This is a genomic window from Caproiciproducens sp. CPB-2 (assembly GCF_036287215.1).
Lineage (GTDB): Bacteria > Bacillota > Clostridia > Oscillospirales > Acutalibacteraceae > Caproiciproducens.
Genome location: NZ_CP142860.1, coordinates 548,833 through 562,056, shown reverse-complemented (window position 1 = coordinate 562,056; position 13,224 = coordinate 548,833). Strand labels below are relative to the sequence as shown.

Sequence of the window (13,224 nt, the reverse complement as noted above, 5' to 3'; positions counted from 1 at the left end):
TTTCATACTTTTTACCCGATTACCTCTCTTAAATGGTTGATATAAAGCTCGCGGATGCCTTCGTATTCGCCGATTCCCTTCCGGATACATTCCGGCTCGCAGCCTGCCGCTCTCAGATTTGACGCAAAGGAGTCCTGTTCCCCCGCCATATCGTTGACCGCATGGTCGCCCGCCACCAGCATCAGCGGCAGCACCAGCACGCGCTTTCTTTTTCGCGCGGAGGCGTTCAGCTTTTGAATCACATCCGCAACGGCAACGGAGCCATCCACCGTGGCAATGTGGATTTCTTTGCCGGAACAGGCCCGCAGCTGCTTTTCCAGCTTTGCATAGCTGCCGTCCGCCTCATGCGGGGAGCCGTGCCCCATCAGGACAACGGGGTCGTCTCCCGCCGCTTCCCCGATTTCCTGCCACAGCGCTTTGGCGGCGGCGGCGTAATCGGCTTCGCTGCCCAGGAGCACGCGGGCTGTTTTTATTTCGGAAAACAGTTCCCTGCATTCTTCTATTGTACACTTCATTTTACCGTTTTCAATACCGTCTATCAAATGAGTCGGCAAAACAGCGGCGCGGGTGATTCCGTCCCGCTTCATCTGCCGCAATGTCTCCCTGACGTCGCGGATGATAATACGGTCCCTTTTTTCCAGGATACTTCTCACAATATTGCTGGAATACGCCTGATAAACGCTCCAGTCCGGGAAAGCTTCCCGGACTGTCCGAGCGATTTTTTCAATGTTTTTCTCTCTGGTTTCCCGATAGGTGGTCCCAAAGCTGACGATCAGAATTCCCTGCTTCATTCGTTCTCCTTACCGTTCGTCCATTTTTTACGTTCGACCAGGCGCCCCATCAGGAAAGCGATGATTCCGACGCCGACGCCCGTCTGCAGGCAGAACAGAAGGCTTTCCACTTCGCCCGGCAGCTCCCCGTGAATCGCGGTCTCCAATACCGGCGTGAACCAGGGCTCATAGTTCCCCGCGATTTGCTCCACCATGCCGCTGCCCGCGTCGTCGGAGCCGCCGAATTCCGCGCCCTTTAAAGCGAACAGCGGGACAAAAGCGATGAAAACCGCTGCAAGGATCAACGCGACAACCGTTTTTTTCGTCTTACTCATCTTATTTCTCCTCCATGTTCAATTTCAGCATTTTCAGCTCCGGGGTAGCGTATGTTTTCAGCGCGATCATGATCAGGACGGTCAGAATGCCCTCCAGAACGGCAAGGGGCAGCTGCGTCGGCGCAAAAACGCCGAGGAACTTCCCGGCCGACGCCATAGCACCTCCCTCCGCGGAAGGATAGGCGACCGCGAGCTGAAAGCTTGTGACGCAGTAAGTAAAGAGGTCGCCCAGAAACGCCGCCAGAAAAATGCCGATATAACGGTTCACTTTCAGCTTTCTGCACAGCAGGAAAATTCCGTAGCTGAGCAGCGGGCCGGCAATGGCCATGGAAAAGGTGTTGGCCCCCAGCGTGGTCAGCCCGCCGTGCGCAAGCAGAATCGCCTGAAAGATCAGGACGATGATGCCTAAAATGCCGACGGCCGTGGGCCCGAACAGAATCGCGCCCAGCCCCGTACCCGTCATATGGGAACAGCTTCCCGTTACGGACGGAATTTTCAGGGAGGAAATCACGAAGATAAACGCCCCCGCCATGGCGAGCAGTGTGATGTTCTTCCTGTTTTCTTTCAGCTTTTTGTTGATGGACAGGTATCCGGTCACTAAGAAGGGAATGCACAGCACTCCCCAGGCAATACAGTACTGAGGCGCAAGGTAGCCCTCCATAATGTGCATCGCGTAGGCATTCGGAGTAATTCCCACGATACCCGACAGGACCGCCAGCGAAGCAATCCATTTTTTCTGTTTCGTTGTCATTGTTATTACCCTCTCTTTTCGTTTTATCTGGAACAAATATCAATTTGTTTACCATTCTTTACAGCAGCGCGGCAAAATCGGAAATCCTTTTGGGGCAAGCTCCCGCTTTCCCGATTTTCCCCTTTTCTTTCAGCAGATCGTAAAGCTGCATCAGGACCGGCTTTTTCAGGTTTGCTTTTCCGAGCAGGGACTCGTCGCGGAAGATTTCTTCCGCGGTTCCGTCGCCGATCAGCTCCCCGCCGCAGAAAACCAGGACCCGCTGCGCAAAGCGATAGGCAAAATCCACGTCGTGCGTGGAAAGCAGGACGGTTTTTCCCTTTTGTCCGATCTGATCCAGAACCTCTTCCAGCACCTGCGCGTTGACCGGGTCCAGGGAAGCGGTCGGCTCGTCAAAAATCATGACTTCGGAATCCATGGCCAGGATGTCCGCGATGCTGACCCTTTTCTTTTCCCCGCCGCTCAGGGAATGGGGCGGCCGCAGGAGGTGATCCTCCAGCTTCATTTCCCGGACGGCGCGAAGGGTCCTTTCCTCCACCTCTTCCCGGGGAAGCTTCATATTCAGCGGCCCGAAGGCTACCTCCGCCTTTACCGTGGAAGCGATGATCTGACTGTCCGCGTCCTGAAAGACGATTCCCACATTCCGCCGCAGCCGGTTGATGTTTTTCCTGCCGATCGTTTCCCCGCGGTAGCGGATTTCCCCGCCCGTGGGCTCCCTCACACCGTTCAGATTCAGAAAAAAAGTGGTTTTTCCGGCCCCGTTTGCCCCAAGGACGGCGATTTTTTCCCGCTGATAGATCGCAAGGCAGATGTCCTTCAGCGCATCGCAGTCCCTGTCATAGGCAAACGAAAGATGGTCCGCCTCCAGAATTTTTTCTTTCATTCAGCCCCTCCTCCCTATCAAACAAAAGGTTCCCAAAAGCAGCGCGAGATACAGGCCGGCGTATCGTAGCTGCCCCGCCGTCAGCGGCCTTTTTTCCTCCCAGAACAGGGCGTTTCCCTCATAGCCCCGCGCTTCCATCGCGTCGTAATACGTTTCCGCCTTCTTCATGGACAGGATCAAAAGATTCGCCAGCTCCCCGCTGAAGGTGCGCAGGGAGGTTTTCAGGTCGCAGTACCCCAGCCTTGACCCCGCGGCGTCCTTCTGCCGCTGATTGGTTTCCGACAAAATGAAGATATACCGGTAAATCAGGTGCATCAGTTCCAGAATCAGAACCGGCACACGGATTTTTCTGAAAACGGAAATGATTTCCCCCATCGGGGTGGAAAGCGTCATCAGGTACAGCGCGCTGACCGCCGAGAACGCTTTGAGGGTCACATGTATCCCCAGTGTCAGGCTGCTTTGGGTCACGTACAGATTCGTCAGAAAAAACCGGGTGCGAAAGAGGCTGTCCGCGCCGCTGCCGAACTGGGCCGTAATCGCCGCGCCCCCCAGCAGAATAAAGGCCAAAGGGATTTTCATCAGGCGGAAATAGTCTCCTACAGGGATTTTCCCCACCCCCACGCTGAGGAACAGCATAAAAAGGAGGGTCACGACGGAAACCCCGACGGAATCGGCGGCGACGACCGTCACCAGCGCCCCCACCGAGAAAGCGACCTTATAGGTCGTATTCCACTCCCTTAAAGCGGAAAGATATGAATAGGTATCGGCGGATATCTCATGACCCCTGTGCATAGCTTTCAGCCCTCCCTAAAAAACGGTCCGCGTAGGCCGGGTTCGCGTAATAATACAGATGCGGAAAGCCCCACCAGTGATTTTTTCCGGCGTGGACACAGCGCCACTGCCGCCCCGACACCGGTTTTCGCGCCAGACAGGCGCTTCCGTTGTCCGTGCTGTCAAAATAGTGGAACTCGTGTCCCCGGATTTCCGTCCCCTTCGGCAGGAAGGTTTCCGTTTCCGCGCGGACGCCGATATACCCGAAGCGGACCAGCTTTCCCCTATAGCGGCAGCTTCCCTTTACCGCGCCAGCCATCGGGAAGGCCTGCCCCTCCTGATTTTCCATCGTCTCATGCAGGTACAGAAAACCTCCGCATTCCGCAATGGAGGGCATCCCGCTTTCGATTGCCTCTTTCACGCTTTGCCGCATTCCTTCGTTTCGGGAAAGCCCCTCCGCGTATAGCTCCGGGTACCCGCCGCCCAGAATCAGCCCGTGCAGGCGCGCCGGGAGCTTTTCTTCGCGCAGCGGTGAAAAGGGGATTAGCTCCGCCCCGGCTTTTTGCAGCAGCCGCAGATTGTCCTCATAGTAAAAGCAGAACGCTTCATCCATGGCGACGCCGATCCGCACGCCGTCCGCTTTCGCGGGAACCGTTACCGGGGCTGCTTCGAGTTCTTCCGCCCGCGACGCGATCATCATGAGCTTTTCCAGATCAACGGCAGTCCTGAAGACCTCCGCGGATTTTTTCAGCTGCTCCCGGAGCCCCCCGATTTCCTCCGGCAGCCGCAGACCGAGGTGGCGGCTTTCCAGTCTGATTTCCGTCTGAACGGGAAAATACCCCAGCACCGGAATTCCTGTCTCCGCTTCTATTTCCGGTTTGATCACGTCATAAAACATCTTTCCGGTTCTGTTCAGAATCACGCCCTGGATCAGGCGCGCGGTGTCATACTGCAAAAAGCCGGCAATCAGCGGGATGACCGACCGGCCCATCCCGCGGGCGTCCACTACCAGAATCACCGGCGTTTTCGTGACCTTTGCCAGATGGTAGGAGGACGCTTCCTCTTTGACGCCGCCCAGGCCGTCGTAAAGCCCCATGACGCCCTCGATTACGGAAAGATCCTTCCCTTCGGCATCCTCCAGAAACAGAAATTTCGTCGTGTTTTCATCCGTAAAATAGGAATCCAGATTTTTGGAGGGCACGCCGAGCACCTTGCGGTGGAACATAGGATCGATAAAGTCCGGCCCGCATTTAAACGCGGCCGCCCTTTTCCCGCTGTCCAGCAGGGCCTGTAAAAGCGAACAGGTCAGCAAGGTCTTTCCGCTGCCGCTGCCGGCAGCCGCGATCATGATTCTGGGTGCTTTCATTCGTCTTTCTCCCCATTTTCCCGAAAAGTAAAGGAAACGATAAAAACCGGATTCTCCGCGCGCATCAGGCGGTACCTTCCTACCGGCTCGGCCCTGCTGACCTGTACCTGAACAATCTCTTCTTCCTCCACCGGCAAGGTTTTCAGCAAGCCGCTGATTTCACCAAGGGTTTCCAGCGTGACGGCGTTCACGACCACACGGAGCCGCGGGTTTTTCCGGTAAAGCGCCGCGAGGATTTCCTTCAGATTGCCGCCGCTCCCGCCAAGAAACGCATGGGTCGGGGCAGGAAGTCCCTCAAACGCCTGCGGCGCTTCGCCCTCGACCACGCTCAGGTTGGCAAGGCCGAATTTCGCCCGGTTTTTTTCCGTCAAAAGCGCGGCTTCCCGCTTCTTTTCAACGGCATACACCCGTACGCGGTCGGACAGCGCCGCGCACTCGACCGCGACGGAGCCTGTGCCGCTCCCGATATCGTAGAGGACGGCGTCCCGGCAGAGCCGGAGCTTGCAGACGGACACCGCGCGGACCTCTTCCTTGGTCATCGGCACCCGGCCCCGAAGAAAAGCGCTGTCCGGCAGCCCGTGCGTCAGCCGCTTCTTTTCGGCTTCCGGGTTTTCGATCAGGCAGACATAAAGCCCTTCCTGTTTGAGCGCGGCGCAGCCCGCCGGATCCAGATTCAGGATCCGTTCCTCCGGATAGGAGAGCTGATAGCCCGCCGTGATTCGGATATTCTCCGTTCCGTGCTCTAAAAACAGCGCGCCGAGCGCTTTCATATCCGCGAGGCCGGACACGAGCAGGAACGTTTTTTCATTCGTACGCACCGTATCGAGGACATTGGCGCTTTTCCCGTGGATGCTGACGATCGCCGCGTCGTGCCAGCTTTTCCCGAGCTTTGCCGCAAGGCAGGAAACGCTGGAAATCCCCGGCAGGATTTCCACCCGCGCTTGCAGGGTACCCGCTTCTGTTTCTTTTTGCAGGGCGGCGTACAGCTTTTGCGCCCCGCTGTAAAATCCGGTGTCCCCCGAAAAAAGGACGGCCGCGTTTTGAACCGCTTTTCCCTTCAGATACGGGAGGATGTCCTCCGCCAGATAGCAGGGGACTTTTTCGGCCGGGCCCGGGATCCCCGCCAGGAGTCGCCGGGCCCCAAAGAGAAGTTCCGCTTCCCGTATCCGGCGCTCCGCCTCCCTTGTCAGTAACGTTTTGCCGCCCATTCCCATCCCAATCAGGGAAATCCACGTCCGGCTGTCCCGCCGCAGCTTTTTCCCGGTCAGGTCTTCCAGTTTTTCGCATACTTCCTCAAAGGAATCCCCTTCCGCCCGTTCCGGGTTCCCGATCATTAGCACTTTCGTCCCGGTGTTGCGGGCGGCCTGTATTTTTTCCGGAAAGCCGCCGTTTTTACCGCTTTCCTTCGTCACCAAAATGCGGATATCGTACTGCCGGAGCATCGCCTCGTTCATTTCCACCGAAAAGGGGCCCTGCATGGCGAGGATATGTTTTCCTTCGATCCCGTTTTCATAACAGAGGGAGAGGCTTTCCAGCGCGGGCAGGACCCTTGCGTACAGGCGGGGAAGCAGCTCCTTCCGCCCGCTGTAAAGGGACAGGTCCTTACTTCCCGTCGTCAAAAGGATGTTGCCCGGCATTTCTTTCAGCGCCTCGGCACAGGCTTCATGAGTGGGATAGCGGAAGCCGTCTTTTTGCCCCGGCGGCAGAATATCCGTATCCCGCTGCATGCGCAGGCAAGGGAACCCGCTTTCCGACGTGCTGTTTCTGATATTCTCCGAAACGGCGGTCGCAAAGGGATGGGTGGCGTCCACCACCGCGAGGAAATTCCCCGAACGGAGAAAGCGCTTCATTTCCTCCGGGGTCATCCTGCCCTGATGGACGGTCAGCCCCGGCCTTTTTTCCATGACCAGCTCCCCGTATTCCGTCGCCACGCAGACCGTGCATTCCAGTCCGTTTGCGCACAACAGCTCCGCCAGCCGGCGGCCCTCCGTTGTCCCTGAAAAAATCAGTATCTGTTTCATAAACGGTATCCTCTTTCAGTGATCAGCTTCCCGTCCCGAAGCCGCGTTTGGGAATTCCCGATAAAGACGGTGGTAAACATATTGACCCGCCGCTCCCTCAGTTCCTTTAAGGTGCAGGTAAAGGTCCAGGTGCCCTCTCTGCCGATATTTTCCACATAGCCGCAGGCCCTGCTTTCCTCCAGCTGTTCCAGCAGAATGTCGCACGCCTTTTGCAGGTAATCCGCGCGCCTGTGGCTGGAAGGGTTGTAGAGCGCAATACAGAAGTCGCCCCGCGCCGCAAACCGCAGCCTTTTTTCAATCAGCTCCCACGGCGTCAGAAGGTCGCTCAGGCTGATAACGCAGTAATCGTGGTTCAGCGGGGCCCCAAGGCATGCGGCGCCGCTGTTGGCGGCGGTGACGCCCGGAACCACAGAAAGCTCGCAGTCCGGGTAATCCTTCCCGATCTCGTACATCAGCGACGCCAGCCCGTACACTCCGGCGTCCCCGCTGCAGACCAGCGCCACCGTTTTCCCCTTCAGGGCTTCTTCAAAGCACATTTCGCACCGTTTCGCTTCCTGCGTCATCGGCGTGGACAGCAGCTCTTTTTTCAGAAAGCGCTTTTCCAGCAGATTCAGATAGACCGGGTACCCGACGATCACGTCGCTTTCCTCCAGCGCCCGCACCGCCTGAAAGGTCATCATTTCTTCCGCTCCCGGTCCCATTCCCACAATATAAATCTTATGTTTCATCAAAGCTTACACTCCATTTTTTCCGCGCGATCGCCACGGTGATTCCGTTTTCGGCGTATTTTTCGGCAACGAGCCTTCCGTCTTCCCCGCAGGCCGCCATCGCCGCGCGTTCACAGACGTTGTCCACGCCCACCTGCTCCTCCACAAACGCGGAGGAGGCAAAATCGCCGCCAACCGTTTTCAGTGTGTCCGCGGAAAAAGTCAGGAAAGGAAGGCCATGCTTCTCCGCAAATTTCAGCAGCCCCGGCTCGTCCTTTTTCCGGTCGACCGACGCGGCGGCGGCCAGCGACTCCCATCGCAGCCCGGCCTTCTTCATCTGCTTTTCCGCCGCTTCCTCTATTTCCGGAAAGGATTTCCCGCGCCTGCACCCGATTCCGAGCACAAAGGCCCTTGGGCAAAGCTGTAAATCCGCCTTTTCCGCATCCGCCGCAAAGGGGGAAACGATCACCGACGCCCTGCCGTCCACAGGGTAAGGTACCGGGGTCAGCTCCTTCGGCCAGCTTCCCGTACAGGAACCCGCGACCGCCATTGTGACAGGCTTCCCGGCAAGAACCGCGGACGAAACAGCTGCAATCCCGCCCCGGTTACAGACAGCCAGCCGGTTCCCGCGGGCAAAGACGTCCGCCGCAAACAATCCGTTTACGTCGGTGGCGGTCGTGACGACCGGAACCGCGCCGGTCTTTTCCGCGATCCGTTCGGCCAGCTCGTTGGCTCCCCCGAAATGCCCGGACAGCAGCGGGATCACAAAGCGTCCCGCTTCATCCATGACCAGCACCGGGGAATCCTTTAGCTTATCCCTTACAGAAGGCGCGATCGCGCGCACGGCAATGCCGCAGGCCCCGATAAAGAGCACCGCGCCGTGCTCCCGGAACTGCTCCCCCGCCCACCGGGAAAGGCTTTCTTCCACATATACGGCTTTTAGATCGTCCGGCAGATTCCTGTGTTTGGTAAAAAGAACCGTTTCCATCTCCCGCGCAAGGCTGCTTTGGACTGTCCACGCAAGAGCCGCCCCTCTCTCAGTAAAGCTGATGATACTGATTTTCATTCCCGTTTCCCTCGAAATTCCGTCTCAAAATCCGGCGCGTACAATCTGGAGCGCTGGTAATTCCGATGCGCAACGGCGTCCCCGACCAGAATCAGCGCCGTTTTGGTGATTTGGTTCGCTTTCGCCATTTCTTCCAGAGTTCCTACGGTACAGACACAGGCTTTTTCCTCCGGCCAGGAGGCCTTGTAAACAATGGCCGCGGGCGTTTCGGGCCGGTAACCGCCCTTTTGCAGTTTTTCGCTTAATTCACGCAGCATCCCGGCGCTCAGATAAATCGCCATGGAAGCCCCATGCGCCGCTAAGCTTTCAATGCTTTCCCTTTCCGGCACCGGGGTTCTCCCCTCCATGCGGGTAATGATCAGGCTTTGGGAAACACCCGGCAGGGTGTATTCCAGATTTAACGACGCGGCGGCGCCGAAGCACGCGCTGACCCCCGGACAGCTTTCATAGGGGATGCCGAGCGAATCCAGAACATCCATCTGTTCCCGCACGGCCCCGTATACGCTGGGGTCCCCCGTGTGGAGACGCACCGTGGTTTTCCCGCTTTGTTCCGCCCGGCGCATGACCGCAGCGACCTCCTCCAGCGTCATTTCCGCGCTGTTATAGACGGCGCAGCCGTCCTTTGTATCCTGTAAAAGCTCCGGATTGACCAGCGAACCCGCGTAGATGACGACGTCCGCCGTCTGAAGCAGCCGTTTGCCCCTCACGGTGATCAAATCGACCGCCCCGGTTCCGGCCCCCACAAAATAGATCATAGTTTCCCTCCCGTTTCCATGATTGTCTGAAGCAGTTCCTGTGCCCCTTCGCTTTTCGCCAGCTCTCCGAATTCGTTTGCGTAAAGAATGCATTCTGTCCGGATTCTTCCCGCCGCGCGTTTATTCAGGTAAAAACAGATTTTTCCCAGAAGGATTTCCATCGTCCTTTCCCGTTTCCCGGCGGTTTCCAGTATCCGTAACGCCTCCTCCGTGGTGACGCAACCGAGGATTTCCCCGGCGGTCTTTGCGGAAATGCCCGCCCGGATTCCTGCCACCGCCATCAGCTCCATCCGGCAGTCCCCTTCCTTGGAGTGGGTGTTCATCATTCCGCCGGAAAGCTTCACCAGCTTCCCGATATGCCCGGTCAGGAGCATCGCGGTAAATCCCGCTTCCACCGCCATATCGATGGTATTCCCGATAAAATTACTGCACTTGACGCTTTGGTCAAGATCATACCCGTAAGCGGTTTTCATAAAAGCCTGGCCGTAATTCCCCGGCGTCACCGCCACCGCCCGGCAGCCCTCTTCCTTTTTTACATTCAGCTCCACCCGGATGGTGTCGAGCAGCGCCTGGCTGCTCATCGGCTCCACAATCCCGGTGGTGCCGAGGATGGAAATGCCCCCGGTGATCCCCAGCCTGGGGTTGAACGTCTTTTCCGCCAGCTTTTCCCCGCCGGGAACGGAGATTTCCACCCGGAGCCCGCCCCGGTAATCGGTCAGGCGGCAGATTTCCGCCACTTCCTTCGCGATCATTTCCCTCGGCACATGGTTGATGGCCGCGCTGCCGACCGGCTGGTCCAGTCCGCGTTTGGTGACCCTGCCGACCCCTTCGCCTCCGTCGATCACGATTTGGCTTTCTTCTTCCGGCGACCGTTCCCGCCCGTTTAAGACGACACGGGCGAAAACCAGCGCTCCGGTGGTAACGTCCGGGTCGTCCCCGCCGTCCTTTCTGACCGCGCAGGTGACCGCGGATTCCCCGCGGGTGATCTCCTCCACCGCCACCTTATAGGGAATCCCCTTGGGCGTGTCGATGGTGATGGTCCTTTTTTCTTTCCCGGTCAACAGCATGTAAGCCGCCGCCTTCGCCGCGGCAGCCGCGCAGCTTCCGGTCGTAAATCCGTACCGCATTCCTATCTCCCCAGCTCGTAAAGAATCGCGTTGCAGACAGCCGCCGCCACATTGCTGCCGCCCTTCCTGCCGCGGTTTACGATAAAAGGCACATCCGTCCCTAAAATCAGCTCCTTTGCCGCCTCCACATTGACGAAACCGACGGGAACCCCGATGACAAACGCCGGGCAAAAGGAACCGTCCGTAATCATCTCATAGAGCCGGATCAGCGCCGTCGGCGCGTTGCCGATGGCAAAAATCACCGGCTTTTCGATTTTGGCCGCCATTTCCATGCTGACCGCGGCCCGGGTCATCCCGCGCCGCTTCGCCAGCTCGGCGACCTCTTTTTCCGCCATAAAGCAATGGACGCTGCCGCCGTAACGGGCCAGTACGGTTTTGTTGATTCCGGCCAGCCCCATATTGGTGTCCGTTACAATATCCGCGCCGTTTTGAATCAGCTCCTTCGCTTTTTCCACCGCCCCCGGCGAAAAAGCGAGCGTGTCTGCATACTCAAAGTCCGCGCTGGTGTGGATGACGCGTTTGATCACCATTTCCTGCTCCGGCCTTAATTCGATCTTTCGCTCGCGCAGTTCCCTTGAAATGATTGCGAAGCTGCGTTTTTCAATTTCCTCCGGCAATACAAATTCGATCTCATCCATCCTGTTTCACCAGCCTTTCGATCTCCCGGATCAGCGTTTCATTTTCCCCGTGCCGTTTTACCGCAATACGATAGTAGCCCTTTTTCAGGCCCCTGTAGCTGCCGCAGTCGCGGATCAAAATTTTCTTTTCCAAAAGCAGATCATAGAGCGGCACAGGGGTATAAAACAATAGATAATCCGCCGCCGACGGATACACCCGGAACCCCAGCCGTTTGAGCTCTCCGCTGAGAGATTCCCTTTCCGTTTTTACAAACCGGACGGTCTTTTCCAGATATTCCTTTTCCCGGCACGCCGCCGCGCCCGCGGCCTGTGCGAAAACGGACAGGTTCCATTCCGGCAGCTGATTTCTGATTCTTTCCGTTAATTCCCGGTCTCCGCAAAAGAGGTAGCCCAGCCGGACGCCCGGAATGGCGAAGATTTTGGTGAACGCGCGGACCACCAGTACATTCGGGTACTCTTGCAGCCGGTTCTTGAACGAAAGCCGCTCTTCCCCGCCGGTAAATTCCAGAAAGCATTCGTCCAGCACGACGGTAATCCGCTTCTCCCGGCAGACAGCCGCGATTTTTTCCAGCAGCGCGCCGTCAAGCAGATTGCCCACCGGATTGTTGGGATTGGCGAGAAACAGCAAATCCGTATCCCCGGTCAGCTCCGTCAGAAGCCCTTCGTCCAGCGTAAACCCCGCGCTTTCCTTCATTTCGTAATAACCGATTTCCGCGTCCGACGCCAGAGCCGCTTTTTCGTACCCGAAGAAGGACGGAACCGGGATGACGATCCGTTTTGGCCTGACGGCGTGAATGATGGCAAGGAACAATTCCGACGCGCCGTTTCCGAAAAGGATGCGCTCCGTACCGACTCCCGTCATTTTGGAAACGCTTTCCGCCAGCTTTTCCGCCCGGATGTCCGGATACTGTTCGCAGTGCCCGACCGCTTCGTGCAGCGCGTTTTTTACAGAATCGGGAATTCCAAGGGGATTGCTGTTGACCGAAAAATCGATACGGACCTGATTCCGATAAATATCACCGCCGTGAATCATAAAATCCTCCTAATTAAAAAACAAAATCGGCAAGGAACAGAAGCGCCAGACAGACGCTTTCGCAAAGGCCCGCCGTAAGATAGAGCAGGCGGTTGGCCCGGACGATGTCCTCGTACTCCACCGCCCTGAGCGCGTCCCCGAGAAACGGCTTTTTGACCAGCTTGCCGAAATAGCTGGCGTCCCCCGCAAGGCGGATGCCCAGCGCCCCGGCGCAGACGGCCTCCGTATGGGCGGCGTTGGGGCTTTTGTGTTTCCTTCTGTCCCGTTTGTAAATTCTCCACGCGTCTTTTACGCGATACTCCTTTCCGGCAAGGGTACAGGCGGCTGTCATCAGCAGCGCGCTGATTCTTGCGGGCAGGAAGTTCACCGCGTCGTCCAGCTTGGCGGCGGCCCTGCCGAAAAACAAATACCGGTCGTTTTGATATCCCACCATGGAATCCATGGTATTGACCGCCTTATAAAAAAAGCCGAGGACCGGCCCGCCGAGGGCAAGAAAAAGCATCGGCGCGATCACGCCGTCGGAGGTGTTTTCCGCCACCGTTTCAATGGCGGCTTTGGCGACCCCGGTTTCGTCCAGCGCCGCCGTGTCGCGCCCCACGATCATGGACACCGCACGCCGCGCGCCCGGCAGATCGTTTTCCTTCAGCCTTTCATAAACCTTCATGCTCTCCTGCTTCAGGCATTTGGTCGCAAGCACCTGACAGGTCATGACGCTTTCCACCGCGATTCCAAAAACGGTGGAAAACCGGTAGGCAAGATACAGAATCAGAGCCGACGCCGTGACGGCCGCGGTCAGGACCAGAAACACCAGCAGGATTCCCCGGCGAAATTCCCTTTTCCCGTCTCTTTCCCGCCCGTCAGGCTTTCCCAGCAGCAAGCCGTCCAGTTTGGCGATCAGCTTTCCGATCAGCCGGACGGGGTGGGGAAGCCAGTGCGGGTCGCCCAGCAGCAGGTCCAATAAAAACCCGGCAAAAAAAGCAGTGATATGATTGATCATGGTTCCA

The 13,224-nt window shown here is 57.5% G+C and carries 14 protein-coding genes; all 14 read right to left on the bottom strand.

Annotation, left to right across the window (positions count from 1 at the left end):
* Positions 1-11: 11 nt before the first annotated feature.
* The 14 genes from VXK30_RS02705 to cbiB are packed head-to-tail and all read right to left on the bottom strand — an operon-like array spanning position 12 to position 13,217.
* Positions 12-791, bottom strand: coding sequence for a sirohydrochlorin cobaltochelatase (locus VXK30_RS02705; RefSeq protein ID WP_275716918.1), 780 nt, complete (start codon positions 789-791; stop codon positions 12-14).
* Positions 788-1,105 (bottom strand): energy-coupling factor ABC transporter substrate-binding protein, encoded by a 318-nt coding sequence (locus tag VXK30_RS02700; RefSeq protein ID WP_275716920.1) that lies wholly within the window; start codon positions 1,103-1,105, stop codon positions 788-790. The genes VXK30_RS02705 and VXK30_RS02700 overlap by 4 nt, the downstream gene beginning before the upstream one ends.
* Before the next feature lies 1 nt (position 1,106).
* On the bottom strand, positions 1,107-1,856 hold the full coding sequence (locus tag VXK30_RS02695) for an energy-coupling factor ABC transporter permease (RefSeq protein WP_275716922.1): 750 nt from the start codon (positions 1,854-1,856) through the stop codon (positions 1,107-1,109).
* Positions 1,857-1,914: 58 nt separating this feature from the next.
* On the bottom strand, positions 1,915-2,736 hold the full coding sequence (locus VXK30_RS02690) for an energy-coupling factor ABC transporter ATP-binding protein (RefSeq protein ID WP_275716924.1): 822 nt from the start codon (positions 2,734-2,736) through the stop codon (positions 1,915-1,917).
* On the bottom strand, positions 2,737-3,528 hold the full coding sequence (gene cbiQ, locus VXK30_RS02685; protein WP_275716926.1) for a cobalt ECF transporter T component CbiQ: 792 nt from the start codon (positions 3,526-3,528) through the stop codon (positions 2,737-2,739). It abuts the gene before it with no gap.
* Entirely contained in the window at positions 3,512-4,873 is a 1,362-nt protein-coding gene (locus VXK30_RS02680; RefSeq protein ID WP_275716928.1) for a cobyrinate a,c-diamide synthase, read from the bottom strand. The genes cbiQ and VXK30_RS02680 overlap by 17 nt, the downstream gene beginning before the upstream one ends.
* Positions 4,870-6,894, bottom strand: a complete 2,025-nt coding sequence (cobK, locus tag VXK30_RS02675; RefSeq protein ID WP_275716930.1) for a precorrin-6A reductase — start codon at positions 6,892-6,894, stop codon at positions 4,870-4,872. The genes VXK30_RS02680 and cobK overlap by 4 nt, the downstream gene beginning before the upstream one ends.
* Positions 6,891-7,622 (bottom strand): precorrin-3B C(17)-methyltransferase, encoded by a 732-nt coding sequence (cobJ, locus tag VXK30_RS02670; RefSeq protein ID WP_275716932.1) that lies wholly within the window; start codon positions 7,620-7,622, stop codon positions 6,891-6,893. Before cobJ ends, cobK begins: the two co-directional genes overlap by 4 nt.
* Positions 7,612-8,667, bottom strand: coding sequence for a cobalt-precorrin 5A hydrolase (locus VXK30_RS02665; RefSeq protein WP_275716934.1), 1,056 nt, complete (start codon positions 8,665-8,667; stop codon positions 7,612-7,614). The genes cobJ and VXK30_RS02665 overlap by 11 nt, the downstream gene beginning before the upstream one ends.
* Entirely contained in the window at positions 8,664-9,422 is a 759-nt protein-coding gene (cobM, locus tag VXK30_RS02660; protein ID WP_275716936.1) for a precorrin-4 C(11)-methyltransferase, read from the bottom strand. The genes VXK30_RS02665 and cobM overlap by 4 nt, the downstream gene beginning before the upstream one ends.
* Positions 9,419-10,549 carry a cobalt-precorrin-5B (C(1))-methyltransferase CbiD gene (cbiD, locus tag VXK30_RS02655; protein WP_275716938.1) on the bottom strand — a complete coding sequence of 377 codons (1,131 nt, stop codon included), beginning with the start codon at positions 10,547-10,549 and terminating at the stop codon, positions 9,419-9,421. The genes cobM and cbiD overlap by 4 nt, the downstream gene beginning before the upstream one ends.
* Before the next feature lie 2 nt (positions 10,550-10,551).
* A complete protein-coding gene (locus VXK30_RS02650; protein ID WP_275716940.1) occupies positions 10,552-11,187 on the bottom strand; it encodes a precorrin-8X methylmutase in 636 nt (211 codons plus the stop codon).
* Complete coding sequence (locus VXK30_RS02645) at positions 11,180-12,220, bottom strand: pyridoxal phosphate-dependent aminotransferase (protein ID WP_275716942.1); 1,041 nt, start codon at positions 12,218-12,220, stop codon at positions 11,180-11,182. Before VXK30_RS02645 ends, VXK30_RS02650 begins: the two co-directional genes overlap by 8 nt.
* A gap of 13 nt (positions 12,221-12,233) precedes the next feature.
* Positions 12,234-13,217, bottom strand: a complete 984-nt coding sequence (cbiB, locus tag VXK30_RS02640) for an adenosylcobinamide-phosphate synthase CbiB (RefSeq protein WP_275717087.1) — start codon at positions 13,215-13,217, stop codon at positions 12,234-12,236.
* Between the last annotated feature and the right edge of the window lie 7 nt (positions 13,218-13,224).